The organism is Embleya sp. NPDC005971 (assembly GCF_040629175.1).
Classification (GTDB): Bacteria; Actinomycetota; Actinomycetes; order Streptomycetales; family Streptomycetaceae; genus Embleya.
In genome coordinates, this window is record NZ_JBEXUX010000100.1 from 1 (window position 1) to 26726 (window position 26726).

At 71.5% G+C, this 26726-nt stretch carries 24 protein-coding genes and 2 tRNA genes; 15 read left to right on the forward strand and 11 right to left on the reverse strand.

Annotated elements, in window-relative coordinates; all coding sequences use genetic code 11:
* The first annotated feature begins 303 nt into the window (after positions 1-303).
* The 4 genes from ABZ374_RS44645 (at position 304) to ABZ374_RS44660 (ending at position 3866) form a co-directional block, all read left to right on the forward strand.
* Positions 304-1077, forward strand: coding sequence for a GNAT family N-acetyltransferase (locus tag ABZ374_RS44645; RefSeq protein WP_360323665.1), 774 nt, complete (start codon positions 304-306; stop codon positions 1075-1077).
* 27 nt (positions 1078-1104) lie between these two features.
* Positions 1105-2214 carry an o-succinylbenzoate synthase gene (gene menC, locus ABZ374_RS44650; RefSeq protein ID WP_360323667.1) on the forward strand — a complete coding sequence of 370 codons (1110 nt, stop codon included), beginning with the start codon at positions 1105-1107 and terminating at the stop codon, positions 2212-2214.
* Positions 2215-2472: 258 nt separating this feature from the next.
* Positions 2473-2850, forward strand: coding sequence for a DUF3052 domain-containing protein (locus ABZ374_RS44655; protein WP_360323669.1), 378 nt, complete (start codon positions 2473-2475; stop codon positions 2848-2850).
* A gap of 494 nt (positions 2851-3344) precedes the next feature.
* On the forward strand, positions 3345-3866 hold the full coding sequence (locus ABZ374_RS44660; RefSeq protein ID WP_360323671.1) for a PH domain-containing protein: 522 nt from the start codon (positions 3345-3347) through the stop codon (positions 3864-3866).
* A gap of 174 nt (positions 3867-4040) precedes the next feature.
* Here the strand turns inward: ABZ374_RS44660 and ABZ374_RS44665 are convergent, their stop codons facing one another.
* From ABZ374_RS44665 to ABZ374_RS44680, 4 genes are all read right to left on the reverse strand, one after another.
* Positions 4041-6395, reverse strand: a complete 2355-nt coding sequence (locus ABZ374_RS44665) for a hypothetical protein (RefSeq protein WP_360323673.1) — start codon at positions 6393-6395, stop codon at positions 4041-4043.
* Position 6396: 1 nt separating this feature from the next.
* A tRNA-Glu gene (locus tag ABZ374_RS44670) sits at positions 6397-6469 on the reverse strand.
* Between the two features lie 108 nt (positions 6470-6577).
* Positions 6578-6650 (reverse strand) — tRNA-Pro (locus ABZ374_RS44675).
* 117 nt (positions 6651-6767) lie between these two features.
* Positions 6768-7046: a hypothetical protein gene (locus ABZ374_RS44680; RefSeq protein WP_360323675.1), complete on the reverse strand. Its 279-nt coding sequence runs from the start codon at positions 7044-7046 to the stop codon at positions 6768-6770.
* Positions 7047-7052: 6 nt separating this feature from the next.
* Between ABZ374_RS44680 and ABZ374_RS44685 the strand changes: the two genes are divergently transcribed.
* The 3 genes from ABZ374_RS44685 to ABZ374_RS44695 all read left to right on the forward strand — a co-directional run bounded on the left by ABZ374_RS44685 (position 7053) and on the right by ABZ374_RS44695 (position 9277).
* A complete protein-coding gene (locus ABZ374_RS44685) occupies positions 7053-7412 on the forward strand; it encodes a hypothetical protein (RefSeq protein WP_360323677.1) in 360 nt (119 codons plus the stop codon).
* Between the two features lie 399 nt (positions 7413-7811).
* Positions 7812-8510, forward strand: a complete 699-nt coding sequence (locus tag ABZ374_RS44690) for an amino acid racemase (protein WP_360323711.1) — start codon at positions 7812-7814, stop codon at positions 8508-8510.
* An 86-nt stretch (positions 8511-8596) separates the two neighbouring features.
* Positions 8597-9277, forward strand: coding sequence for a hypothetical protein (locus ABZ374_RS44695; protein WP_360323679.1), 681 nt, complete (start codon positions 8597-8599; stop codon positions 9275-9277).
* Positions 9278-9337: 60 nt separating this feature from the next.
* Here the strand turns inward: ABZ374_RS44695 and ABZ374_RS44700 are convergent, their stop codons facing one another.
* A complete protein-coding gene (locus ABZ374_RS44700; protein WP_360323681.1) occupies positions 9338-10222 on the reverse strand; it encodes a helix-turn-helix transcriptional regulator in 885 nt (294 codons plus the stop codon).
* A gap of 54 nt (positions 10223-10276) precedes the next feature.
* Between ABZ374_RS44700 and ABZ374_RS44705 the strand changes: the two genes are divergently transcribed.
* A complete protein-coding gene (locus tag ABZ374_RS44705; RefSeq protein ID WP_360323683.1) occupies positions 10277-11572 on the forward strand; it encodes an MFS transporter in 1296 nt (431 codons plus the stop codon).
* A gap of 108 nt (positions 11573-11680) precedes the next feature.
* Here the strand turns inward: ABZ374_RS44705 and ABZ374_RS44710 are convergent, their stop codons facing one another.
* Positions 11681-12280, reverse strand: coding sequence for a YbhB/YbcL family Raf kinase inhibitor-like protein (locus ABZ374_RS44710; protein WP_360323685.1), 600 nt, complete (start codon positions 12278-12280; stop codon positions 11681-11683).
* A 192-nt stretch (positions 12281-12472) separates the two neighbouring features.
* Positions 12473-14116, reverse strand: a complete 1644-nt coding sequence (locus ABZ374_RS44715; protein WP_360323687.1) for an alpha/beta-hydrolase family protein — start codon at positions 14114-14116, stop codon at positions 12473-12475.
* Positions 14117-14683: 567 nt separating this feature from the next.
* Between ABZ374_RS44715 and ABZ374_RS44720 the strand changes: the two genes are divergently transcribed.
* Entirely contained in the window at positions 14684-15787 is a 1104-nt protein-coding gene (locus tag ABZ374_RS44720) for a serine hydrolase domain-containing protein (RefSeq protein ID WP_360323689.1), read from the forward strand.
* A gap of 242 nt (positions 15788-16029) precedes the next feature.
* Entirely contained in the window at positions 16030-16512 is a 483-nt protein-coding gene (locus tag ABZ374_RS44725; RefSeq protein WP_360323691.1) for a hypothetical protein, read from the forward strand.
* Between the two features lie 73 nt (positions 16513-16585).
* Here ABZ374_RS44725 and ABZ374_RS44730 read toward each other — a convergent pair whose 3' ends face one another.
* Positions 16586-16864 carry a hypothetical protein gene (locus tag ABZ374_RS44730; protein WP_360323693.1) on the reverse strand — a complete coding sequence of 93 codons (279 nt, stop codon included), beginning with the start codon at positions 16862-16864 and terminating at the stop codon, positions 16586-16588.
* Positions 16865-17035: 171 nt separating this feature from the next.
* Between ABZ374_RS44730 and ABZ374_RS44735 the strand changes: the two genes are divergently transcribed.
* The gene (locus ABZ374_RS44735; protein WP_360323695.1) at positions 17036-17731 is read left to right on the forward strand and encodes a restriction endonuclease; all 696 of its coding nucleotides are present in this window, start codon (positions 17036-17038) and stop codon (positions 17729-17731) included.
* A 287-nt stretch (positions 17732-18018) separates the two neighbouring features.
* On the opposite strand, the gene ABZ374_RS44740 is transcribed toward ABZ374_RS44735, so the two are convergent.
* On the reverse strand, positions 18019-18882 hold the full coding sequence (locus tag ABZ374_RS44740) for an RNA polymerase sigma-70 factor (RefSeq protein ID WP_360323697.1): 864 nt from the start codon (positions 18880-18882) through the stop codon (positions 18019-18021).
* A complete protein-coding gene (locus ABZ374_RS44745) occupies positions 18879-19457 on the reverse strand; it encodes a carboxymuconolactone decarboxylase family protein (protein ID WP_360323699.1) in 579 nt (192 codons plus the stop codon). Before ABZ374_RS44745 ends, ABZ374_RS44740 begins: the two co-directional genes overlap by 4 nt.
* Before the next feature lie 374 nt (positions 19458-19831).
* On the opposite strand from ABZ374_RS44745, the gene ABZ374_RS44750 reads away from it, so the two are divergent.
* Positions 19832-20599 (forward strand): NAD(P)-binding domain-containing protein, encoded by a 768-nt coding sequence (locus ABZ374_RS44750; protein ID WP_360323701.1) that lies wholly within the window; start codon positions 19832-19834, stop codon positions 20597-20599.
* Positions 20600-20761: 162 nt separating this feature from the next.
* Here the strand turns inward: ABZ374_RS44750 and ABZ374_RS44755 are convergent, their stop codons facing one another.
* Positions 20762-21451 (reverse strand): class I SAM-dependent methyltransferase, encoded by a 690-nt coding sequence (locus ABZ374_RS44755; protein ID WP_360323703.1) that lies wholly within the window; start codon positions 21449-21451, stop codon positions 20762-20764.
* A 483-nt stretch (positions 21452-21934) separates the two neighbouring features.
* On the opposite strand from ABZ374_RS44755, the gene ABZ374_RS44760 reads away from it, so the two are divergent.
* The 3 genes from ABZ374_RS44760 (at position 21935) to ABZ374_RS44770 (ending at position 26630) form a co-directional block, all read left to right on the forward strand.
* A complete protein-coding gene (locus tag ABZ374_RS44760) occupies positions 21935-23869 on the forward strand; it encodes an NAD(P)/FAD-dependent oxidoreductase (protein ID WP_360323705.1) in 1935 nt (644 codons plus the stop codon).
* Between the two features lie 167 nt (positions 23870-24036).
* Positions 24037-24582, forward strand: coding sequence for an MOSC domain-containing protein (locus ABZ374_RS44765; protein WP_360323707.1), 546 nt, complete (start codon positions 24037-24039; stop codon positions 24580-24582).
* A gap of 74 nt (positions 24583-24656) precedes the next feature.
* Complete coding sequence (locus ABZ374_RS44770; protein ID WP_360323709.1) at positions 24657-26630, forward strand: SMI1/KNR4 family protein; 1974 nt, start codon at positions 24657-24659, stop codon at positions 26628-26630.
* Positions 26631-26726: the final 96 nt, after the last annotated feature.

The following is a 26726-nucleotide window of genomic DNA, read 5'->3' on the forward strand; positions in this document are numbered from 1 at the left end:
CCCCAGGTCATGCGTTCGACAGGGGGCAAAAGCCATGCCGGACCCGGAGGCCAGGAGCCCCATTTCAGGACCACGAAAAAGGTAACGGGGGGGGGGCAGCGCCGCCCGCGTTTCGGTCCGGGGCACGAATCGGCGGCGCAGGTTGTCACCGCGCTACCAACTCGGCCCCGGGCCGCGTGGCTAGCGTGACCCTCAGCCCACCCCGGAGGTCTCCCGACCGTGCCGCACGATCATCGGCGCCTGCGCCCGCAGGCGGCCCGCGCCCGGCCCGTGGCCCACCCGGATCCCGTCGGAGGCACTGTGATGAACGAATCCACGATCCGCGAACTGCACATGATGGAGGACTTCGATGCCGCCAGCCTGCTCTATGCCGACATCTGGGGTTCCCGGCCCGGCAGTTCACCCATCTCCGCCGAGGTCATGCGGGCGCTCGCCCACGCCGGCAACTACGTGGCCGGAGCCTACGAGGACGGACGCCTGGTAGGGGCGTCGGTCGCCTTCTTCGGCGAACCCATCGGTACCAGCCTGCACTCGCACATCACCGGCGCCGTGGTCGGGCGCGGCGTGGGCCTGGCCCTCAAGATGCACCAGCGGGAGTGGGCGCTCGCCCACCGACTGAGCCGGATCACCTGGACCTACGACCCGCTCATCCGCCGCAACGCCTACTTCAACCTGACCAAACTCGGCGCTCGGCCGGAGGAGTACCTGAGGTCCTTCTACGGCGCGATGCACGACGTCATCAACGGCGGCGACGAGTCCGACCGGGTCCTGGTCGCCTGGGATCTCACCGCGCCCGCCCCGCCCGGGGCGATCGAACTGCCCGCCGGCGCCGAGCACAGCGTCCGCAATGACCGAGGCCGTCCGGAGACCGCCGCGACGGACGCCGAGACCGTACTCATCGACCTCCCCGACGACATCGAGGCGTTGCGCCTCGCCGATCCCGGCGCCGCCCGGGCCTGGCGGCTGGCCGTACGGGAAAGCCTGGGCGGCCTGCTCGCCGAGGGCGCCCGGGTCGTCGGTTTCCACGAACGCCGCCGCTACGTGGTGCAACGCCCCACGACCACAACCTCTGCCTGACCACCCGTACTTGAGGAGCCACCAGTCGTGAAGACGAAGATTTCCGGTGTCGAGCTGCGTCGGATCGCGATGCCGCTCGTCTCCCCGTTCCGTACCTCCTTCGGCGTGGAGACCCGCCGCGATGTGCTGCTGGTCCGCGTCGTCACCGCCGACCACGAGGGTTGGGCCGAGTGCGGGGCCATGTCCGAGCCGCGCTATTCCTCCGAGTACGTCGACAGCGCCCAGTACGTACTGCGCAGGTTCCTCATCCCCGCCTTGCCGGAGGACGGCCTGGACGTGCACGCGGTGGGCCGGGTGCTACAGCCCTACACCGGCCACCGGATGGCGAAGTCCGCGCTGGAGACAGCGGTGCTGGATGCCCAACTGCGCTGTGCCGACGAGTCGTTCGGCTCCTACCTGGGTGCCGCCCGGGACCGGGTCCCCTGCGGTGTCTCGGTCGGGATCATGGACTCCGTGCCCGAACTCCTCGACGCGGTGGCGGGGTACATCGCCGAGGGCTACGTCCGGATCAAGCTGAAGATCGAGCCCGGCTGGGACCTCGGCCCGGTACGCGCCGTGCGCGAGCGCTTCGGTGACGATCTGGTCCTACAGGTCGACGCCAACGCCGCCTATACGCTGTCGGACGTCCAACAACTCGCCGGGCTCGACGACTTCGGACTGCAACTGATCGAACAGCCGCTGGCCAAGGACGACATGGTCCAGCACGCCGAACTGGCCAAGCTGCTGCGCACCCCGATCTGCCTGGACGAATCCATCAAGTCCGCCGCCGACGCCGCGGCGGCCATCTCCCTCGGCGCCTGCTCCGTGATCAACATCAAGCCGGGCCGCGTCGGCGGCTACCTCGAAGCCCGCCGCATCCACGACATCGCGCGTGCCCACGGCATCCCGGTCTGGTGCGGCGGGATGCTGGAGACCGGCATCGGCCGCGCCGCCAACGTGGCCCTGGCCGCACTGCCCGGCTTCACCCTCGCCGGCGACACGTCCGGCTCCAGCCGGTACTTCGCCACCGACATCACCGAGCCGTTCGTCCTCTCCGACGGACACCTCGACGTCCCCACCGGCCCCGGTCTGGGCGTCGAGCCCCTCGCCGACCTTCTCCAGGAGGTGACCGTCTCGAGCGAATGGATAGCGATGTAGCGCGGCGGCACGGCGGGGCGGATCACGGCTTCGCAACGTCGGACGAGGCGGGCCCTCTTGAGTGTTGCCACCGGCCGGGCCACGCTGTGGATACTCGCGCGGGGATGTCCGGTGACGATTTCCCCGTCGACTTCGTCGTCCGAAGTGAGGATCGGGGATCGGGAAATGCACATTCCACCCGCGGGGTCGTCTCCATCCCCTTCCTGCCGGTGCTCTTCGTCGGAACGCGAGGAGGACGCGCGGAACCACGCGCGAAGGATGGGCATCGGGCGATCCATGGTGGTGCAGGAGCTGGGCCGGGACGACGACACCGATGACGGGATCGGCGCCGACATCGAGGACGTGATCGGCCACGGGATGGTGGACGACGAAACGGACGAAGTCGTGGACGTCGTCCTGCTGTGGTGGCGGGCAGGCGACGGCGACCTGGCGGACGAACTCACGGGTGTGGTGGCGCCCCTCGCCGACCCGGGTGTGATCTGGGTCCTCACGCCGACGACGGGCCGGCCCGGTCACGTCGATCGCACCGAGATCGCCGAAGAGGCGAACGCGGCCGGCCTGTCCTGCACCGGTGCCATCACCCTCGGGGCATGGTCCGGCAACCGTCTCGTCCGACCCGAGGCGCCCGCCGAGTAGCGCCGACCCGGCCGACCCGGCCCCGGCCCACCCTGTGCACCCCGTTCGGCGCCCCGACGGGCGACGAGTGGTCTTTGGCGCGGGCTGCGGTACGGGATCGGTCGGGCCGGGTGAAGTCGGCCCGGGCGGCACGGTTTCCGCGAATGTTCGCAACCTTCGCGCCTTCTCGATGTCGACTGCCGGGAGCTTCCGTGGCGGGTGTCGCGTGTGTTTGGCTGGCCCGGGGCTCTGCCCCGAGCCGTTCGCTTCGCGGTGCCGGGGTGCGGACGGGTGTGGATGCCGGCGGTGGCTGCGGGTGCCTGGTGACGATCCCTCGTGCGTGCTCGTCGGCGCATGTTTTCGTGCGCGACGCTTCCCGCGATGTCGGTGTCCCGAGGCGCTGTCGCACCCGTCGAAGGAGCAGTCGTGGAGCATCCCGTGGCCGTAGTCCTCGCCGCCCCCGCCTCGATGGCCCGGTGCCCGGTCGGCCCGGGGGGAGCCGGCGCCGCGCCGTCGTGGTAGCCGATCGTTCGGACGGGCGGGAGTACCGCGCGGATTTCCGGCTGGGAATCTTCTTCGCGGTCCTGATGCTCGCCATGGGCGCTCTGGTCACCGTGGGGATGGCCGCGGAGCAGGGCTGGTTCTCGGTCGGGCCGCTGGGGATGGGAGTGTTCTTCGGGCTGTCGTCGGTGGGGGTTTTCCGCCTGTACGCGGTCAGAGCGACGATCGTCGACCGGGATGGTGTGACGATTCGAGGGGTGTTCCGTACCCGCGTGGTGGCCTGGCCGGACGTGCAGGGCATCGAGATCGAGGGGACGCGCGGGGGATTGGACGACCAGCCGACGCAGGTGGTCGTGCTGTACGACTCGATGGGGCGGCGATACGACCTTCCCAATCTGAACGATGTCGAGACGACGAACCCGAGCCGTGAGGTGCACGCCATCCGGGACGTGTGGGTGCGGCGGCGAGGCGGGCACTGGGTTCCCGTCGCCGAGGTGGTGGCCAGGATCGCGGGTGACCGTCGGGACACGCGGTAGGTGTGAGCCGATCCGTCGGTGGTGACGGGGCCGACTCGGATGCCACCGGGACGATGCAGGCAACACCCCGGTAGGGGCTTGGTGGTTCGGTTCCACTCGGGCGGCCTCGCCAGGCCCGGCATGGGGGGCGCCGCGGCCGCGAGGCAGGTGCTCGCGGTCCGCGGCGTGCGGTCGTCAGGCGTCGCGCATCCAGTGGCCGTCCGTGGCCCAGCCGACGAAGCGTCGGACGTTCGGTACCGCCGGGTCGTCCAGGCTGCCGCCCGTGAACACGTGGCGCAGGCCCGCCAGTACCGGTGCCAGGCGGCGCGCCGTGTGCTCCGGCCGCCGGGCCGTCTCCTGCGCCATCCACGCGATCACCGCGAACTGGTCCTCCACCCCGCACAGGGACAGGAAGAACAGCGTCTGCCGCCATGCGTACGCGGCGTCCTTGACCGTGCCGAGCGTGCGCGTGTTCCCGGCGATCTGCTGCACCAGCCGGCACACCGTGCGGTACGCGCCCCGTGCCGGCTCCGCCCAGCCCTCGGCCGGCTCCACTCCGATGGGGTGCACCAGCGCGGCGAGGTTGTGCGTGGTGAGGATCTGCGCCTGCTCGATGACCGTCCCGTTCGCGGCGATCGACCAGCGGTTGCGGGGGTCGGTGCCGGCCCGCTCCCGGCACAGCGCGGCGAAGTCGGCCGAGGTGTTCGCGGCGAGCCCGCGCTTGCGCTTGACGTCGTCGATCCCCCGAATCATGGCGTAGTCGATGTCGTAGTACCGCGCGTACAACGACCCTTCGAGCAGTTCCGCGGCGCTCTGCGCGGCGCGCAGGAACTTCGCGGAGAACGTGCCCATGAAGATGTCCGCCGCGAGTTCCTCGGTGAACACCGCCCCGACCTTGGCCTGCCGCGCCAGCGAACCGAGCTCCTGGAGCAGCGGGTTCGGCACGATCGTGCCCGGGAAGGCGCGCACCGTCAGCGTGCCCAGCTCGACCAGCGCCTCGTGCGCGTTCCCCGCGGTGTCGGTCGACACCCGCCGGTAGGCGGACACCGCCTGCACCCACGGCAACTCCTCCAGCCGCACCTGGTGCTCCAGGTTGAGCAGCAGCAGCGACCGACGCTCGGCGAACGCCCCGTACTCCGCGGTCATCAGCGTGCGCAGTGCCGGGTCGTGGTACGCCAACGCGGTCGTCGCGGCAACCAGTTGTGGGACCAGCTCGGCCAACACCTCGGCCGACGGCACGATGCCGCGCTCGACCAGCGTCGCGACGGGCGCGCTGAGCGCCCGCTCGACCGGGTGACGCAGGCCGTCCGGAATCGGGCTGCCGGCGCGCATGCCGGTGCGGGCGGCTTCCTCGTCGGTCACCGGTACGAGCAGCCACGCGGTGTCGGGCAGGCCCGCGTCGTCGCGCAGGTTCGCCAACCGGGTGATCAGGACGCGCGCCAACTCGTGGAGCGTCGCGGTCGACGCGTCCGCGGCCTGACGGGCCCGCAGTTCGGTGTGCGTCGGCGAACCGGGCGCGCCGCGCTTGGCGACCATCGAGTCGACGGCGTGCCGGAGCAGGCCGGGACGGGCCGCCGCACGCGCACGCACGTCGGCGCGGGGTCCGGCGGCGCGGGCGGCGCGGGCCGAGATGCGAGTGCCGGCGCCGCGAACGTCACCGGCCGGCGGGTCGCCGAGTGCCTCGGCCAGGGCCGCCAGCAGGATCGCGGAGTTCTCCCTCGGGTTGCGGTGCTTGCCGCACAACGTGTGCCGCATCGCCAAACGCCGGTGGCGCTCCAGGAGTTCGCGGCCGCGCTCGGTCCAGCCCGCCGGTCGGACCGCGCCGAGCCGGCCGTCCTCGACGGTCTCCAGCCAGTGCGCGAGCAGCTGGTCGGCGAACGGGTTCCACACGGTCAGCGCCTCGTTCATCGCCTCGACCGCGGGCTTGGGCCGCCGCGCGCCGAGGGTGGTCCGCAACGAGCCCACGGACTCGCGGTGCACGGCGGAACCGTCGGGCACCACCGTGTCGGCGGCGCGCGGCAGGAAGCGGAGGCGGTCCGCGTACGGCGTGATCTCGTCGAGCAGCGTGAGCGCCGCGAAGCGGTCCCCGGCACGCAGCAGCCACGCGATGGTGAGCAGCGCGGCCTCCTCGGGCACCGCGACGTGATACCGGCCGCTGTCGAGCAGCGTGTGCAGCTCGGCCATGCCCGCGTCGGTGAGGAAGTACCGGAACAACGCGAGCCGATCGCCGGCCCGCAGTCCGGCGCGGGCGGCGGCCTCGGCCTCGTGCTCGGTCCACGGCCCGCCGGCCGCGGCGTCGCCGGTGGCGAATCCGCCCCGCACGACCTCCGGGGTGACCCACGCGGGAAGCCCACGCACGGGTGTGCGCGAGCCGATGGTCAACGAGCCGTCGGCCATGCCGCGAGCGACCTGCGTCCAGCGGTGCACGCGCTCTTCGGCGCGACGCCGGGTCGCCTCGCTCTCGTGGGACGTGGCGGTGTGGAAGGCCTTGGCCAACTGCCAATCCGCATAACCGGGGTTGGGGACGGGTCGCACGTGAATCTCGTTCATGCCGACGTGGCGGGCCCTGCCCCCGCGCCCTCCGGGTTGAGAGCCCGGTGCTCCACTGACTGAGCCACACGTCGTGGTCGGTGGGTCGGTGCGGTCCGCACGAGAGGAACCGCCCCGCTCCGTGCGGGTGTTCGGCCGGAACCCTCTCGGTCGAACCCCACGCCCGCCGCATTCCGATGTCGCCAACGTGGCGGGTTCCGCCCCCGCGCCCTCCGGGTCCCAAGCCCGGTGCTCCACTGGCTGAGCTACACGTTGTGGTGTGTCGGCGATGGGCTGCCGACCTGGGACGACACTAGGACGGAAGCCGCCACCGGGGCAACGGAGTTACCACACGGTGCGCAAGGGGCGCGACGTCGGCGCCGGCCGCCGGCGTCAGGCGACCAGAGTGGCGATGCCTCCGCCGAGCACGCCCATGACGACGATCAATGGGCTGCCCTTGAGGGCGGCGACCAGGTGGAACCGCAAGTCGCGGTATTCGCTCATGCCCTCGGTGCCGGGAAGGGTCAGCAGGCGAGGACGCAGGCCCGCGAAGACGATCCAGTCGAGAACGACCAGGTCCCAGACCGTCAGCGTGGTGAAGACCAGGGCCGCGCAGGTGGCGGCGGGCAGGAATCGCAGGCCGTCGTCCAGCGCGCCTGGTACCGCGCCCACCCGGGCATGTTGGCGCTCGCCCGCGCCGAGGACCTGACCCCGTTCGCGTCCGCCGACCTGTTGCGGCCCGACGACGTACTCGTGGGGTTCTTCCTGGACCTCGGGATGCCCCCGCAGAACGCCTACCGGGCCTGGTCGATCACCGTGCTCCAAGTCTCCGGCTTCACCGAGGTCTGGGACGCCTGGCACGACCGACCGCCGCCCGGCGCGGACCCGGCCGGACGGATCGGCGTACCGACGACGCCGTCGGTCGAAGAACTCCCGAACCTGCGACGCCTCGCGGCCGAATCCGACCCGGAATCCCCGGACGTCCTGTTCGAATCGGTCCTGACCATGCTCATCGCGGGCGTGGAATCCATGAAGTGACCTTCCGTCCCGGATGCCGTCGGCACCTCGGCGTGACGGGGGCGAGCGACCCGTCGCGTACACCGCACTCGACGGCACCGGGACGATGCTTGTCCGATCGCGACGGGATACGGCGTCGTCGGTGGTGGGTGCTTCGGAGCCCGGGACGGAGATGCGTCGGGCCGTTCGGTGTCGCGGACGAAGCGGGAGCGGATGGCGCCGCCCGAGACTGGCGACCATGCGAACGCAGGCGGGAACTGCCGGGACGACACGATGACGCGGAGCGCGACGGGGTGTTGTGACGAGGGCCCACGCGACCTCGGGCGCGGAGCCGGTCACTTCACCCCGGGGCGGGGGAAGGGGCCCACCGAGCAGCGGAGTGGGCCGACGCACGACGACGGCGAACCTCCCCTGCTGGGGGTGCTCGGCGGGATGGGTCCCCTGGCCACCGCGCACTTCTATCGCCGCCTCGTCGAACGCACGCCGGCTCGGCGCGACCAGGAGCACCTCCGGGTCGCCATCTGGGCCGACCCCACGGTCCCCGATCGCACCGAAGCCCTGCTCGGCCGGGGCCCCTCGCCGGTCCCGGGGATGCTCCGGGGCCTGCGTTGGCTGGCCCAGGCCCGGGTGTCCTGCGTCGCCATTCCGTGCAACACGGCCCACGCCTATGTCCGGGAACTGCGCGAGCACACCGAGTTGCCCATCCTCGACATGGTCACCGCCGCACTCCGGTCGTGTCGGGCACGCCGGCCGGATGTGGAACGCATCGGTGTGCTCGCGACCCGGGGCACCCGTACCGCCCGCCTCTACGAGATCGCCGGGCAGGGCCTCGGGCTGACGGTCGTCCAGGTCTCGACGGCTACGCAGCGCGAGCACGTGGACCGCGCCATCGCCTTGGTCAAGGAAGGTGGCGACTCGGCCGTGGCCGCCCGCCACATCGCTGCGGCGGCCCGCGAACTCCTCGACCGCGGCGCCCGGATGGCGATCGCCGCCTGTACGGAGATACCCCTCGTCATGGCCGAGGCCGAGCGGATCCTGCCGGTCCTGGACTCCACGGCGGCTCTGGTGGACAGCGTTCTCGCCGAGCTGTGCCCGCCTTCGGCGCCCGGCCGACGCTGACCACCCCGTAGCGCATCCAGGCCCGACTGCTCGACGCGGCCCTAGACTTGGGCATGGTGCCAGGCTCGTGGAGCGAGGAGACAAGCATGCGGAACCGGACGGGGCCACCAGCGGCCGAGGGGTGGACGCACACCGACGAATACCTGTGGCACACCTGCGACATCGTGGCCGATGTCGTCACCGGTCAGGCCGATCGCCGCCCGCTCGTGGCGAGTACGGCCCGGATCGAGCCGGGGGAGCGGGTGCTCGCGACCGGCACCGGGGAGCAGTTCAGGCTGCGCGCGGTGGGCAACGGCAGTTACCGCACCACCGGGGTGGCGGCGGTCGGCAGGCCGGGGTTCGTGGTCGGTGCGCTCGCCCTCACCGCCCTGAGCAACTCCGCGCGTCGCAAGCGCGCGCAGCAGGACACCGTCCCGCGCTGGGTGCACGACGGCGGCGGCGAACTGACGATCACGCGGATGTCGGCGTACCTCGCCCACCCCCGCAATCCGCTGAGCCTCGGCTTCACCGGCCTCGACCAGATCGACCTGCCCGAGGCCGGCGTGTTCGAGGCCCGCTACCACGACATGTACGGCAAGGGCTACATGAACGTGCGCCTCGCCACTCCCTGGGCGTCCCTGGTCTTCGCGCTGGCGGCCCTCGCGGCCTTCCCGTCCCACCCCCGGCTCCTGGGCGGCACGTGGCTCCCGCCGGGCTTCGAGGAGCGCTGCGCCCACTTCGGCCGACCGGTGCGCTCCGCTCAGCGACTGGTGCTGGGCCAGGGCTGACAGTCGTCCCGGCGGGCCGAACGGGTCGTCACCCCGGCGTGCTCCTCCCGTGGGTGCCGTTCATGCCGGTCCGTGTGAATCGGGCGCGGATGTCGTGGTCGGGGGCGCAGGGTCGGCACCGGGGGCCCGGCCGGATCGGTCGGGCGTCGGGCGGCTCGGGGCCGGGTCCTCCGTCGATGGGCCGGTGTCGGCCTCGTGCAGCGCCACGCTTCGGTACGCACCCGGGGTCTGGCCCATGGTGTGGGCGAAGGTGTCGATGAACGCGCTGGTCGTGCCCCAGCCGCAGCGGCGGGCCGTCGTGGTGACGTCGGCTCCCTCGGCCAGTTGGATCATGGCGTGGAAGACCCGGGTGTTGGTCCGCCACCGGGGGTACGTCGTGCCGAACTCCGTGCGGAAGAGCCGGGTGAGCGTTCGTTCGCCGACACCGACGTGGCGGGCCAGCCAGGCGATGGTCCGGGGCCGGCTCAGGTCCTCCTCGACCACCCGGCAGGCGTGCGCCAGTCGCGGGTCCCGGGCCGTCGGCAGGGTCAGGGGTCGTACGTGGGCGCGGCGCAGCCGATCGTTGAGGACCGCCCGGAGCCGCCGTGACTCGGCGGTCGGCAGGTCCGGTTCGGTGCAGGCGACGAAGAGTTCGCGCAGCAGACCGTCCGCGGCCACGACGGTGGGCGAGTCGACGGACAGGGGCGTGTCGTCCGACGCGAAGCCCAGGGTGTGTACGGAGCTGTGCCCGTAGACCCGGTGTTCGTGCCACGTGTTCGCCGGGATCCAGACGGCACGGTCCCGGCAGGCCACCCAGGCACCCTGCCCGGTGCGGACTGCGAGCACGCCGGCGCTGACGTAGATGAGCTGGTGGTAGGGGTGCCGATGGCGGCTGATGAACTCGCCGGCGGCGTGCGCGTGCGCGGTGGCGGGGGCGATCGACCGGTGCCGGCGGTTCTGCGACATGAATAGGCAGATTAATGGAAGCAGGCCGGCGGGGACTCGTGACAGCGTGACGTCGTGAGCACCGCACCGGAGGCCCCGGACCGCCAGTCGACGAACGAGCCGCGGGCTCGGGCGGGCCGCCTGGCCGGGGGCATTCGTCGCGCGGCCGTGGACACCCGCCCGCTGGCCGTGCCTGCCTATCGGCGGGTGCTGGTCGGTCAGGGCGCGTCGCTGGTGGGCACGATGGTCACCGAGGTCACCGTCCCCGTGCAGATCTACCAGATGTCGCATTCGTCGTTGTACGTGGGGCTGGCGGGCCTCGCCGGATTCGTGCCGATCCTCGTGTTCGGCCTGTACGGCGGAGCGATCGCCGACCGGGTCGATCGTCGCCGGCTCTGCCTGTGGTCGTCGCTCGTGACCTGGGTGGTGACGATCGCGCTGCTCGCCCAGACGCTCCTGAACGTCCGGTCCGAGGTGCTGTTGCTGGTCCTGGTCGCCGTCCAGGCGGCCGGCTTCGCCACGGCGTCCTCGGCGCGCGGCGCGATCATCCCGCGCATCGTGCCGTCCGAACTGGTCCCCGCCGCCAACACGTTGAGCTTCACGGTGGGCAACATCGGCCAGATCCTGGGGCCGCTCGTCGCCGGCGTCCTGCTCACCCTCCCGCACGGCTTCGGCTACGCCTACGCCGCCGACGCGGTCCTGTTCACCCTCTCCCTGTACTCGACGTTTCGGCTGCCTGCCATCGAACCGACGGGGGCGGCGATCGGCAGCGGAATACGCGCCGTGGTCGAGGGACTTCGCTTCATCGGCGGCAGTCCGGTGTTGTTGATGTCGTTCGCCGTCGACATCGCCGCCATGGTGCTGGCCATGCCGAACGCGCTCTTCCCCGAGGCCGCCGCCACCCGCTTCCACGGCGGCATCGGCGTGCTGTACTCGGCGGTCGCCATCGGTTCCCTGGCGGCGGGCCTGTGCAGTGGATGGATCGCGCGCATCCGTCGTCAGGGCGTCGCGCTCACCCTCGCGGTGGTCGGCTGGGCAACCGCCATCACGCTGGCCGGGCTCACCCACACGCTGTGGCTCGCCGTCCTGTTCCTCGTGCTCGCCGGCGCCGCGGACCTGGTGAGCGCCGTCTATCGGCAGACGATCCTCCAGACGTGGGCGCCGGACGAGATGCGCGGACGCATGCAGGGTGTCTTCACCGTCGTCGTCACCGGCGGCCCCCGGCTCGGCGACCTGCGCGCGGGAGCCATGGCGGCGAGCACGACACTGGTCATCGCCTGGTCGGGCAGCGCGCTGGTGTGCATCCTGCTGGTCGTCGTGGGCGCCCTCGCCGTACGCCCGTTCTGGCGTTACGACGCCGCACGGCGGTGAGCCGCCCGTCCGCCGACGGACGGCAACCACCGCCGCACCCCCACGAGTTCGACGGATCGTGGCCCGATCCGCCGCCCCACCGCGGTCGTTGGGGCGGGGCGGCGGGGGCTACGATTCGCCGCTGATCCCGGCCGAGCCGATCGAGGCGGCGGTGATCGTCCGGGCGGCGGTCCGGGTGGACGAGGCGGAGTTCAGTTCGGTCAACGACGTGCGGTCGAGGGCGTACACGACGAACTCGTAGGTGTTGATCGTCGAGGGCGAGCAGGGGCCCTGGTAGCCGAAGAGACTCGCGCTTCCCCGGTAGTAGACCTGCCGGGCTCCGGCCGGGACCGACGGCCGGTAGGCGTGTTCGACGTTCTGCGGGAGCGAGGTCGTGTTCACCGGGATGTCGTAGGCGACCCAGTGGATGAGGTCGGCGTTGTCGAGGTCGCGCATGACCACGGCGTAGCTCTTGGCGCCAGCCGGAGCACCCGACCAGGCCAGTGGCGGGGACTCGTTCTTCTTCGCGGGGTCGTTGCCGCCGCCGCTGGTGCACTCGTGGATCTTGGGGATGAGGCCGCCGTCGACGAAGGCGGTGCTGGACAGGGCGAACGCGCTCCGACCCGCCGGCGACGCCGACGCTGCCGCCGCCGACGAGGCGGCGACGGGCGAGAGGCCGGCGGTGCAGGTGACGAGCAGAGCGCACAGCACAGTTCTCGTGCTTCTCACTGGAGGCTCCCGAGGATTCTTTCGGTTCCTTTGGTCCGTCCACGTGGCACATGGTGTCCGCTTGTCCGCGCGCGCGGCGAAGCCAGCGTATGCGCCCCGGATTCCGCCGACCAAGGCACTTTTCTCGGGAAACGCGGTACATGACGCCTTGGTTGCGGGCCCGGACGCGTTCGGGTTCCCCGCCCCCGATGCCTAATGGCGGAGCGGGTGTTGTGCCATGAAGGCGAGCAGTCGGTCGGTGTCGGTGTCCGTCCAGTTCGGGGGTGGGAGCGTGGCCGCCCAGGCGACCGCGGCGCCGTTTCCGTAGCGGTGGCCGTGCGGGGCGGTGGTACCGAAGGACACCGCGAGGTCCACCGTGGTCTGCCAGAACGTGATGATCGGGTAGTAGCGCACCTCGCGGGTGATGTCCGGACCGAGCGGCGCGTGCAACCACGCGGGCTTGTCGAACAACAGGTCGGGGCTCCACCACACCACGGGATCGGAGGCGTTCTGGAGGTAGACGATCCGCGGTCGCTCCCACGGGCCGGGCGGGCGGCGCAGGTCCGTGGCGGGGAACTGGCCGAAGCGTACGTGCCGGCCGCCGTCGTACACCGGCCGCCACACCGGGCTGCCCCGGTCGCGGTCGTCCTCCATGCGATTCCACAGCCGACTGGCGAACGGCGGTCCCTCCAGCACGACCGCGTCGGCGCCGGCGATGAGTTCGGCCGGGTCGGCGAAGACGGCGTCGGTGGCGTACGCGCCGAGGGATTCGCCGCCCAGCACCAGCCTGGGGCGATCCGCCGCGGGCAGCGCGGACCACCGTGCCCGGACCGCGTGGTACAGGGCCCGCTGGGCACGTTCGGCGCGCCCTCGGTCGACCAGGAAGGAGATCCAACTGGGCAGGTACGAGTACTGGATCGCGACCGTCGCGGTGTCGCCGGCGTACATGTACTCCAGCGGGGCGGCCAGGTTCGGGTCGACCCAGCCGCTGCCGGTGGTCGCCTGCACGGCGAGCACCGCGCGGGTCCAGGCGCCGGTGCGGTCGAGTTCGCGGACGGCCAGGTCGGCGGCCTCGCGGAAGTCCTCGTCCTCCGGGTTCTCGCCGATGTAGACCCGGATCGGGACGGCGGCGGGTCGGCCGGTGAACCGGGTGATCAGCGCCGGGTCGGTGGCCTGCGCGACGAACTTGCGGCCGTTGGCGCCCAGGCTGTGCCAGGACACGAGGGAGCCCGGGCCGCCGGAGCGCAGCGGCGAGTCGGGGCGGGGGAGGTTGGGGTCGATGGCGCCGTTGATCGCCTTCGCGGTGTGGTCGACGAATCCGATGAAGCCGCGCTCCCACACCACGTCGTGCAGGCTGACCACGACCAGGAGGGTGACCGCGGCCGGCCCCAGTACGTAGGCCAGCGGGCGGGGCAGCCGGCGGCCCAACCAGCGGATCGACGTGCGGGCCGCCAGCCGCAGGCCGCGGGCGAGGGTGAGCAGGAGCAGCCCGGTGCCGAGGGTGATCACCACGATCATCAGGCCGTTCCAGGGCGAGGACGGGTTCAGGCCCTGGAGCGCGCGCAGCCGGCGCTGGGCCTGCGCCGACCACACCAGGCCGGCGACCGTCCCGATGCCGGCCACCAGGTAGTACGCCCACCACGCGCGCACCCGGAACCGCTCGCCGGGGCGGCGCGCGACGCACGCGCGGATCGCCGTGGCCGCGAGCACGCCGAGGGCGTATCCGGCGATTCCGGCCAGTCCACCGATCAGGCCCTGCCAGGGCCATGGACGCGGCAGCAGGGACGGGGTCAGCGACAGCCAGAGGAACGCCGTGGCCACGCACATGCCGATCAGGTCGGGCCAACGGCGGACCACGCGGCGGGTGTTCGGCGGGGTGGTCGGGTAGGGGCGGGCGAGCAGGCGGCGGATTCGGGAGGCGGGCGGCGGGGGCGGTGGGGCGGCGTGGGATCCCGTGGGGTGTGGCGGGCCTTCGGATCGGGCCGGTTCGGCGGACGGCGGCTCGTCGTTCGGATCCGGTCTCGTTCCTGGCGCCACCATCCGATCAGCGTCCTCCGCGGTCGGGCCGGCGGCGCGGTACGACATGGCAACCGCCGCGCAGGTCACCGGTTCGGCGGTCCCTCGGGCGGGGGAGGCGGGTGTCTTGTTTTCCCCCATGCGGGGAACCGAAGTTGGCTCTCGTGTGGGAAGACGCCCGGTGTCGCCGATTCGTAGCGTGGTGGGGACGACGCGGGAGGTCCGCGTCCGGTACTTCGGGGGGACGCCGTGGTACGGATCCCATGTGTGCGTCGACGTCGGTTCGCGTTCGTGGCGGGGGCGTCGGCTGCGGCGCTGGCGTTGTCGGGCTGCTCGGGCGGGAGGGAGGACCACGAGAGGGCAGGGGCTTCCGCCTCCGCCTCGGCTTCCGCTTCCGCTTCCGCTTCCGTGCGGGCCAGTGGGGCGGCGGGCAGTGCCACGGCCGGTGCCACGGGTACGGCCGGCGCGCCGATGCCCGCGCGGGCGGCGGCCGTTGCCGCGTACCTGGACAAACACTGGCCGTCCGGTGCGGGAGGGGCGGTGGTCACGGCCAAGGACGGCGGACTCGTCGGTTGTCGGGGCCGAGGCCGAGCGAACCGGGAGGCGGGCATCGACGCCGGATGCGACACCGTCTTCGACATCGGTTCGATCACCAAGTCCTTCACCGCCGCGGCGATCCTGAAGCTGGAGACGACCGGCGCGCTGCGGGTGACGGATCCGATCTCCGACCACCTGGGGCCGGTCCCCGCCGACAAGCGCGGCATCACCGTGCATCACCTGCTCACCCACACTTCGGGCCTGCCCGAGAGCCTGGGCGACGACTACGCACCACTGAGCCGCGACGCCCTGCTCACCCGGGCGCTCGCGGCGCCCCTGGAGTCGACGCCGGGTGTCATGTTCGCGTACTCCAACGTCGGATACTCGATGTTGGCCGCGATCGTCGAGCGGGCGTCCGGCACGCCGTACCCCGAGTTCCTTGCCCGGAACCTGTTCGAGCCGGCCGGGATGACCCGCACCGGCTATCGTGCGGCCGACCCGCGACGCGACGACATCGCCGTCGAATACGACTCCGACGGTCGCGGCCACGGCACCCCGTTGGACCATCCGTGGGCGCCCGACGGCCCCTACTGGAACCTGCGCGGCAACGGCGGCCTGCTCTCCACCGCGCACGACATGTACCGCTGGTATCTCGCCCTGGACGGCGAGTCGATCCTGCCCGCCGCGGCCAAGGCGAAGATGTTCGCTCCGCACGTGCCCGAAGGCCCCGACACGACCCAGTCCTACGGCTACGGCTGGTCCATATTGCCCGGTGCTCCCGGCGTTCCAGGCCCGATCGCCACGCACAGCGGCGGCAACGACCTGTCCTACGCCCGATTCCTGATCCGCCCGGCCGATCGGGTCATGGTCTTCTGGGTCACCAACCACGTCGCACGGGAGGGCAAGTGGAACCTCGACGAGCAGGACCGCGAACTCACCCTCCGCCTCGCGACGTTGACCGCGACGGACACCTGACGGCGGCGTCCGGGGACGCCCCGGGCCCGACGGCTCCTCGTGGTCGTTGCGCTCCGGGGCCTCGGCCGTCGAGGACACGGACGTGATCGTCCGCGCCGTCCGGTCCGACGTGACGAAGCAGGCGGATGTGTCACGAACGTGTCCTGACGTGCGCCGCCTTGCAACTGGGCCGACGGCGCCCGTGTCTGAAACCTCCGAGAGCCCGCTCACCAGGAGCGGTGCCCGACTCGGAGGACGAGAGCATGCACGTTCGGAAGATTTCAGGGTTCACCCTCGCCATCGTGGCTGCCGGCCTGGCACTGACGGCTTGTGACAACGGCGGTGGCGACAAGACGCCCTCTTCCACCACCGGCTCGTCCGTCTCCACCGGCACCCCGCAATCCCGAACCTCCGTACCCGATGCCACCCCCGGCTCCGCTCGGGCCGACACCCCTTCCGGCTCCTCCCACAGCACCCCGCCGGGCACCCCCAACAAGGCCGGGGTCAAGTGCACGAACCAGATCAACTACGCCGGGGACCCGAGGCCCAACGCCGAAATCAACTCGATCGGCGAGCAGACGGGTCACTGCCCGGCACCGAAGAAGGAAGGCACGCCGTCGGGCACCCCCAACAAGGCCGGGGTGAAGTGCACGGACCAGATCAACTACGCGGGGGATACGCGTCCCAACGCCGAGATCAACTCGATCGGCGAGAAGACCGGCTACTGCCCGCCGGTCAAGCGCTGACCAACGGGCCGAGACGTACCGGGAGATGTGAACCGGGACCGAGACGTCGTGGGCGACCCCGGGGTTCGGTCCGTCACCAATCCTGGTTGTGTTCCAACACGACGACGTCGTTCCCGCACCCGACGACCAACGCCCGGTTGGGGGTCACCGCCAGTACTCCATCGACCTGGTCGGGGAAGGACAACACCGTTGCCTGCCGGGAGACCAGGTCCCAGATCCGCACCGTTTCGTCGTTCGTACCGCCGGTGACGGCAACGGCCCGCCCACCGATCCGGGTGCACACCAGTGCGCGTACCCGATCGGTGGATGCGGTCCCGCCGATCCCGACCACCAACGCGCCCCCGACGTGCACGACCCACCTCCACTCGAGCCCGTGATCCCGGCCGCCAGGATGACAGCCCGCCGCCCCGCCCGCCGCCGATCACCCACTCCCGCGAAACCACACGAAACGCCATACCGGCCCCGGCGCCGCGCGTCGGCGTCCACACTGGAATCGAGGATGTCGACGACGCGGGGGATCGCCATGACGCAGCCGCAGAAGCGTGGTTCGACGCAAGGGGTGCCGCGATCGACGGGGACGCGGGTGGCGGTGATCGTCGCGCTGCTGATCGTGGTGGCGCTCGCGTTCGCCGTCGGGGGCGGCGGGGTGGCCGTCGCGGTGTCGGTGGTCGTCGGCCTCGCGGAGGTGGGGCGGCGGTTGTGGGGTGCCCACCGTGCCGCGCGGGCGGCGGACGAGCGGTGGCGACACCAGGACGCGGTGGCCGCCGGACGACGGCGGACCCTGGCGGAGGTGGACGCCCTCACCGGGACACAATTCGAGGAACTGGTGGCCGACCTGTGCCGCAACGACGGCTGCACGCAGGTGCGTCGGGTCGGCGGCTCCGGGGACAACGGGGCGGACGTGTTGTGCCGCCTGCCCGACGGGCGCTTCGCGGTGATCCAGTGCAAACGCTACGCGCCCACCCGCAGGATCGCCCCCAAGGAGGTCCGCGATCTCCTCGGCGCCAAGACCCACTTCGCCGCCGACGTCGCCGTCCTGGTCACCACCGGTACGTTCAGCAAGCAGTCGACAACCTTCGCCGTGGACAACGGCATCCTGGCCGTCCACCGCGACTTCTTCGGGCTGTGGAACCAGGGAACACCCCTCGCCCGACTCGCCGCCCTCAACGGAACCGGCCAAGGCCGAACCCGACGCCGACCGAAACCTCGCCACGAATGAAACCACTCCCGCCCCATTGCCGGCATCCGCGTCGACGCCGAGGCCGACGGGTACAGCCGCCGATCACCCGCGATGGACACGCCCCCTAACACGCATCACGACGTGCTCGCGCCGGATTCGCCCCGGCGGCCCGGGGCGACACGGCGGGCGCGGCGCACGCGCCCGGGTGCGTGGCGGTGATCGACGAAGCGTGATCGGTGCGCCCACCCGGCCGAGACGGCTCGGTCGCCGTCTCGGCCGAGGCTGGCACCGCAGGTCACCGCGCAGGTCGTGGGCGAGACACGGTCCTACCTGGCGAGTTCGGCCGGCCGGTCGAGCCGCGTCAGCTTCTGCGGATTCCGCACCACGTAGACCCGGGTGATCCGCCCGTCCTCCACCACCAGGCTCACGGTGGACGGCTCGCCGTCGAGGTCGAGACGGCCTGCGGGCTCGCCGTTGAGCCAGACGGCCGTGGTCTCCAGCAGCGCCGACCGGTTCGCCCGCGCGAGCACCGCCGCCACCGTCTCGACCCCGTGGATCGGGGCCAGAGCGGCGGCCGCGATTCCGCCGCCGTCGGTGATCAGGACCACGTCCGGCGCCATGACCTCCATCAGCTCCCGCAACTGCCCGGTCTGGAGTGCCCGCAGGAAACGGGCCACCACCGCCTGCTGTTCGGACCGGCTCACCTGTACGCGTGGTCGCCGGGCCGCCACATGGTCGCGGGCCCGACGTGCGATCTGCCGTACCGCGGCCGAGGTCTTGCCGATGGCCTCGGCGATCTCGCCGTACGGCACGTCGAAAACCTCGCGCAGTACGAACACCGCCCGCTCCGTCGGCCCGAGCGTCTCCAGCACGGTCAACATCGCCATCGAGACGCTCTCCGCGAGTTCGACGTCCTCGGCCACGTCGGGGCTGGTCAGCAGCGGTTCCGGCAGCCACTCGCCGACGTACTCCTCGCGGCTGCGCGACAACGTCCGCAAACGATTGAGGGCTTGCCGGGTGACGATCCGGACCAGGTACGCCTGCGGATCGCGCACCTGGGACCGGTCCACATCGGCCCACCGCAGCCAGGACTCCTGGAGTACGTCCTCCGCGTCGGACGCCGACCCGAGCATCTGGTAGGCGACCGTGAAGAGCAGGCTGCGGTGGGTGACAAACGGGTCGTCGATCATGCGTTCGACGCTACCCCGGACGGCTGGGGGGCGGTGGCGAGCGGGATCTCGCAGGTGTCGGAGAAACCCTGCGACCTGATCCCGTGGGCGACGTTGTTCCTGGTGGCCATGTTGACGAAGGCGATGTAGGCGGTGAGTTCGACCATCGCCGGGGCACCGAGCCGGTCGATCAGGCTCGCGTGCATGTTGTCGGTGACGGTCGGCGGGGTGGTGGTCATGGCCTCGGCGTACGCCAGGACGTCCCGCTCCAGCGGGGTGAACACGTCCGACTCCCGCCAGCGCGGCACCTGGCTCGCCTTCGTCGGGTCCAGGTTCTGGTTCAGGGCCTGGAAGTAGCCGACGTCCAGACACCAGGCGCAGCCGACCTGCGCCGCGACGGCCATGTGCGCGAACGACTTCAGGCCCGCGTCGGCCGCGTCCCACGCGGCCAGCTTGGCGGAGAACTCCAGGTTGGCGGTCGCGACCGCGGGGCTGTGCCACACCACCTCGACGGGCTCGGCGACCGTGCCGAGCTGCCGGACCATGTTCTCGCGGAGCTCGTCGGGGAGTTCCGCCTTCGGGACGCGTAGCGTCATGATGTCCTCCTGGGACGATCTCTGCCGGCGTTTGCCGGTCGAACATGAAGACACCGCCCGGGCCGCGGGCGTGACATCGAGTCCGGCGACCGTGTTGCGGGGCGAGGTCGGCAGGCGTGCGGTTGCCGCCGTGATACGGAATTCCCGGGCACGAAGCACACGTTCCTCGTCATCCCCGGTGTGGACCCACAGGCCGAGGCCGCCGGGCGGAGGTCCTCACGTTCCCGCGTGCGCCCTGGCGAAGCGGGCGGGAAACACGCACCCCGGCCGCCCGGAGCGGGACACCTCGCTGCGGACTCGACCGGCACCGCCTCGACACCACAGACTTCGACCGACACGGGCCATGGCCACCACGCACCCAGGAGGACGACACAGTGAAGCGCATCGGCATCATCGGGGTAGGCGAAATCGGCCGGGCCATCGTGACGGGCCTGTGCGACGGGACCGACGAGTCGCCGGAGGTGTTCCTCTCCCCACGCGGCGCCCGAGCCGCCGCGGAGTTGTCCGAGCGCTTCGAGGGTGTACGAGTGTGCACCGACAACCAGGAGGTGGTGGACCACTCCGAGATGATCGTCATCGCCGTACGTCGCCACGACCGGCACGAGGCACTCGCCGGCCTGGAGGTGGACGACGGCACGATCGTGGTCAACGTGATGGCCGGGGTCGGCAACGACGACCTGCGCCGGACGCTCCGCACCGGCGCCCCGCTGGTCCGAGCCATCCCGCTGCCGACCATCCGCGAACGCCGCTCGGTCACGGTGGTGCACCCCTCGCACCCGGCGGTCGACTCCTTCTTCGCCCGGATGGGCGGAGCGCTCCCCGTCGCGGACGAGGCCGCCTTCGACGTCCTCTCCGCGTTGACCGGGACGCTCACCACCCACTACGCGTATCTCGCCACGCTCGCCTCGTGGGCCGCCGGCCACGGCATAGCCCCCGGCGACGCCGAACGCTACGTCCGCGGCCTCTTCCAAGGCGTGGGCCGCTCCCTGGGGGACGAGACCCGTTCCCTGGACGAACTCGCGGCCGACCACGAGACACCGAACGGGAGCAACGAACGCATCCGCACCACCTGGTTCGACCCGGCCAACTCCCAAGCCCTCACGACGACCCTCGACGACCTGCTCGCCGACCTCACCACATAGGCCCGGTCCCGGCCACGGCGTCACCCGACCACGGTGTCGCGGGCGGGGCCCGCCGCACCTGCGGCCGACACGGCCGGTCCGGAGTCCCCGCGAGCGACTCCGGACCCTGCCCGACCGCGGCAGTCGCCGAGCGGTCGGTGGCCCGCCCCGGCGGACGGAGGCTCAGTCGAGGGGCAACGCGCGTACCCAGGTCCGGTGTTCGTCCAGGTGTTCGTCCACCGCCAGGTTCGATTCCGCCAGTATCGCCTCGAACTCCCGGTCCGTCAGCGGGCGGCAGCGGAACTCGTGTACCCAGTGCGCGTCCGGGAATTCGTATTCGATGCGCACCGCGCGCACCCCGTCCCCGATCGGATCGGAGGCGAGGATGCTCACGGAACCGCCGGGGTGTCGGCTGATTCGGGGCAACTCGTCGTGCCAGCCGATGCCTTCGCGCTGGATCAGCACCACCCCACCGTCCGCGACGTGTGCCCGACAGGCGTCGAGCATCGCCCGGCAGGATTCGGGCTCGACCGTGTGCACCAGATAGGAGGCCAACAACACGACGTCGAAGCGCTCCTCGAGCCGCAAGTCCTCGATCGTGGACAGTATGGTCTTCGCCCCGCGCACCCGATCGAGCATCTCCGGCGACTCGTCCACCGCCGTGACCTCCCACCCGCGCTCGACCAACGCATGGGTCACCCGCCCGGCCCCACAGCCGAGTTCGAGCACGGTGCGGGCCCCCTCACGGGCGCCCAGCGCGATCATGTCCGGCTCCTCGCGCACCTTCAGCCGGTCCCACATGTCCACGGCACACCCGTCCGGCGTGAACGCCCCGGGCCCCTCGCCGCGATACCCCTTACGAATACGCGCCATGACCGATCCCTTCCCCCGAACGACCCCCGGTCGCTCACGAAACGGACAGCAACGCGCCCACCCAAACCGTTCCCACCCGGAGCTGTCAACGGTTTCGACACGGTGCCGGCCGACCACGAGGGTGCCGACCGGGGTGCGTTCGGGTCTCCGCGGCGCCGCCTAGGTGTCGGTCGCCGGGACCGACCACCGATGACCGGAATCTCCCGACGAGCCAAACACCGCAGGGACGCGGACCCGACGCCGCGCGTCCTGCCCGCACCCGGAGCGAGCACCCTCCCGGGCGTCGGGGCGCGGTGCCGGGGATGCGGGCCGCAGTCGTACGCCTCTTGTGATTTCGAAGGCCCTGCGCTTCACTGCGAGACATTGTCTCAGATTGAACTTTGTCTCGACAGGGAACGGGTGCGGGCCGCGCCACGCCCGCCGGCCGCCTCGCCCGGCCCCGGGCACCTTGTCCGCACCCCCCACGCGCAGGAGCACACGAGCATGTCCGAACAACACCCGCACGCCGGACTTCCCTTCACCGACGACGACACCGGCATCGCCGCCGCACTCGAAGACGTCAGCATCCCCGCCCTGATGTTGTCGCTCGTGCATCTGACCGGCGACCCGTCGTGGATCCGCGGGCCGATCCGCCCACGGGGCCTCGTCCTGAACGAGGTGCAGGGCTTCCTCACCGAGGACGAGAAGACCCGGGTCCGGGCCCAGGCCTTGGACGCCATCCGCGCCCACCGCGACAACGGCTGCGCCCTGCCCCCGCAGCCCGGCCCCGAACTGCTCCACGAGATGATGAACTGGGTCGCCTGCGCGGAGATCCCGGCCGAATACGTGCCGATGATGCTGGAGGACATGCAACTCGGGGAGCGGCCTGCCGAGTCCGTGCCCGCCCCGGGGGACGCCGCGGTCCGCGAGGCGTTCCCGGTGCTGGTCATCGGCTGCGGCCAGTCCGGCCTGCTCGCGGGCATCCGCCTCAAGCAGGCCGGGATCCCCTTCACGATCATCGAGAAGAACCCGGACGTCGGCGGCACCTGGTACGAGAACACCTACCCCGGCTGCCGCGTCGACGTCGGCAACCACTTCTATTGCTACAGCTTCGAACCCTCCGACCACTGGAGCGAGTTCTACGCCCGTCAGCCCGAACTCCAGGGCTACTTCCGCGATGTGATGGACCGTTACGGCATCGCCGAGCACGTCCGCTGGGACACCGAGGTCTCCCGGGCAGTGTGGGACGAGCCCACCGGCACCTGGCGGGTCACCACCCGCGGCCCCGACGCCAGGGAGACCACGATCACCGCCAGGGCCGTGATCTCCGCGGTCGGCCTGCTCAACCGGCCGCACATCCCGCACTTCGACGGTGCCGAGGACTTCGCCGGCCCCACGTTCCACTCCTCCCACTGGGACCACGGCGTCGACCACCGCGGCAAGCGCGTCGCGATGATCGGGGCCGGTGCGTCCGGCTTCCAGATCGCCCCCGCGATCGCCGAGGACGTCGCGCACCTGACCGTCTTCCAGCGCACCGCGCAGTGGATGTTCCCCAACCCGAACTACCACGGCAAGGTCGGCCCGGGCGTGCGGTGGGCCATGCGGCATCTGCCGTTCTACGGCCGCTGGTACCGCTTCATGATCTTCTGGCCGGGCAGCGACGGCGCGCTCGAAGGTGCCCGCATCGACCCCGAATGGCCGCACCAGGACCGCTCCGTCAGCGAACGCAACGACCGCACCCGCGAGATCTTCACCGAATGGATCCGCAGCCAGGTCGGCGGCGACCCGGAACTGTTCGCCAAGGTCCTGCCCGACTACCCGGCCACCGGCAAGCGCACCCTGCAGGACAACGGCAGTTGGCTGCGCACCCTCAAGCGCGACGACGTCGACCTGGTCCGCGACCCCATCGCGCGCATCGACAAGGACGCCGTCGTCACCGCGGCCGGCACGCGCCACGAGGTCGACATCATCGTCTACGCCACCGGGTTCCAGGCCAACCGATACCTCTACCCCATGCACGTCGTCGGCCGGGACGGCGTCGTCCTCGCCGAGCAGTGGGGCGAGACACCCACCGCGTACCTCGGCATCACGGTGCCGAACTTCCCCAACTTCTTCTGCATGTACGGCCCCGGCACCGCGCTTGCCCACGGGGGCAGCCTGATTTTCCAATCCGAATGCCAGATGCAGTACATCTCGGCCTGCCTCGACATCCTGATCGAGCGCGGCGCCCGTGCCCTCGAACCCACCCACACCGCCCACGGGGACTACGTCGCCCGACACCGCGCCGCGATCCGGCAACTGGTCTGGTCGCACCCGACCATCAAGCACTCCTACTTCAAGAACGCCGACGGCGAGGTCTACACCGCCGGCCCCTGGCGCCTCGTGGACTACTGGAACTGGACCAAGGGACCGGACCTCGACGACTACCTCGTCGACTGACCCACCACGGCAAGGCCGATCACCCTGCCGCGTAAGCCACTTGCCGGCCCCGCACCCCTCGGTCTCCCCGCTCGTCGGCGCGTGAGCCGACGACCGGGGACCGTCGGTGACGGCCCCTGCCGGTAGGATCGGCTCGGCAGACGGGTGGGCAAGAGGCGGGGTGAGGGATGGCCGGCCGGGTCACGGCAGTCAGCTCCAACGCGACGTACTCGTTCGGCAAACCCAATCGCGAGTCCGTCACCCTGCTCGCCGGCCTCGGCGTCGAGGGGGATGTCCACGCGGGTGAGACGATCCGCCATCAGTTCCGGATGACCTACGAGCCGGATCTGCCCAACCTGCGCCAGGTCCACCTGATGCACGACGAACTCTTCGACGAACTCGCGCTCAAGGGCTTCGCCGTCGCCGCGGGCCAACTCGGGGAGAACATCACCACCCGCGGCGTCAACCTGCTCGGCCTGCCCACCGGCGCCCTCCTGCACCTGGGCGACAAGGCGGTGCTCGAGGTGACGGGACTGCGCAACCCGTGCGCGAAGATCAACGACTTCCGCAAGGGCCTGCTCGGCGAGGTCTTCGCCCTGGACCCCATCTCGGGAGACTTCACCTTCAAGTCCGGAATCATGGCCGTGGTCCGCCATGGCGGACCGGTCCGTCCGCACGACCCCATCGAGGTCGAACTCCCACCCACCCCGCACCACCCCTTGGAGCGCGTCTAGCGAAGAGGCGTTCTGCACACGGTCCGATGGTGGAGGGCGGTCCGGCGTCGGAGGCGACTGCGACCATCGGGTGCATGACCATGACCGAACGTGATCGTGAGGACGACTGGCTCGACTTCCTCGCGCGTTGGAGCGCCGAGTGGGCGGACGCGCAGGACCCCGACGAGCTCGAAGGTGACGATCTGGCGGCGTGCCGGGGTCGGTGGTTGGGCTTCCCCGGCGCCGACGAGGAGCGGCTGACCGCGCTGGAGACGCGGATCGGTCGACGCCTGCCGCCCTCGTACCGCTCGTTCCTCGCGCTCACCGACGGGTGGCTGAACGCGGGGGACTTCGTGATGCGACTGGCCGGTACGGCCGAGGTGGCGCCGCTGGACGAGGCGGAAGCCGAGCGGTACACGGGCTGCGACGGTTACCTCGGGGACGGCGAGGAACCCACCGAGGAGGACATCCACCGCTCCCGCTTGTGGCACCGGGCCCTGCACATCGACGCCGAGGCGGACGCGGGCATCCTGATGCTCGACCCGGGCGACGTCGGCCCGGACGGCGAATGGGCGGTCTACTCCTGGCACAGTTGGAAGGCCATGCCCGCGGAGCGCTTCGATTCCTTCCGCGCCTTCATGCACGACAAATATCGGGAGTTCCACGCCCTGGCGGCCGACGGCGGCATGGTCAACGACACCACCCGAGCGCTGGACGCGGAGCTGGAGCAGGCTCGCGAGGACCTGCTCGCCGGGCAATGGCAGCGGACGGTCGACGTCTTCGCGCGCGCCGAGCGGTTCGGTCGCCCCGGCGCGTGCGAACTCGGCGGCCAACTGGAGGCGTTCCTCGGACGGGACGATGCCTGGTCGAGGGTGTACCACCTGCCGATGAACCCGGCCCATCGGACCGAGACGTTACCGGCGCGCCTGGCCCGGGAGATCCGCCACCCGTGGCGACGGCCACTGGAGGTGGTCGAGGAACAACCGGTCGAGGTGCGCGAGTTGGCCCGAAGCATCGCCGACGGCGGCTTCGTCTACGAGCCCGCCGGCCCCTTCGGCGCGGTGGTGCTGCGGGCGCGTGAGGCGGCCCGGTGGGGCGACACCGACGGGGCCTGGCGGGTGCTGCGCGACGGCCTCACGCAGTGGATCCCGCCCGCCGGGGACGTCGTGGCGCCGGTCGGTCTGCTCGCGGATCCGCTGCTCGCCCCGGTGATCACGCCGGAGCGCGGCCGGGAGTTGCTCGCCACACCCCGCGCGGGCCGTGCGGGTGTGCCGCCCGAGCCGGTGCCCGACCGGGACCCCGAGGGCCTGGACTGGCTCGCCGGGGAGACCTGGCCCTTCCGCGGCGGCTATCGCTTCGTGCTGGTCGAGGGCATCGAACCGGCGCGGCTCGTGGACCTGTTCGGCCACGAGGAGCAGAACGGGCTTGCCGCCCCCGCCACTTCGAACGAGCTCAACGAGCGCCGGAGGCAGTCGGAGCACCGGCGCTCCGCCGATCCCTGGGACGACCGCGCCGTGATGGTGGTGGGCCGGACGGGGGCGCCGGGGTGGGGCTTCGCATTCGCTCCCGAGTCCGCCGGTCCCGACGCGGACCGGTTGCGGAGCCCGGCCGCCCGGGCCTCGCGGTCCGCTTCGGGAGCGCGGGCCGTGGTGGTGTGGTGCGTCCCCGGTTCCCGCCGGGAGGACGGCGGGCCCTGGGAGCCGCCGGCCTTCCACCTCTCGATGGCCCGGGACGGCGAGATCGGGTACGCCCTCACCGTGACGATGCCGCCGGACTTCGGGTCGACCGAGGACAGGCCGCCACGCGCGCCGATCGTGGACCGCGTCGGCACGCTGCCCCGGACGTTCGATCCGGACCCGATGCTCGCCGAGGTCGCGGCGGTCGGGTCGGCGAAGCGCGAGCGCTGCCCCGGCGAGGAGCACATGCTCCGGGCGATCGCCGAGGAGTTCGGGGTCACCTTGCCCCGCCACGCGCTGCTTCGCGGCCGACTGCACTCCTTCGAGACCGTCGGTTGGTCTCGCGGGCCCCGGCACGGCGACACTTGGCTGAGCATCGAGGGCGTTCGATAGCACGAGGTCCCCCGGCCGAACGCGCCGAAGCACCCGCCGAGTTCGGGTTCCGGTCTCCGCTCGGGGTCGGGTCCGCCCCCGGATCCGGGGGCGGAC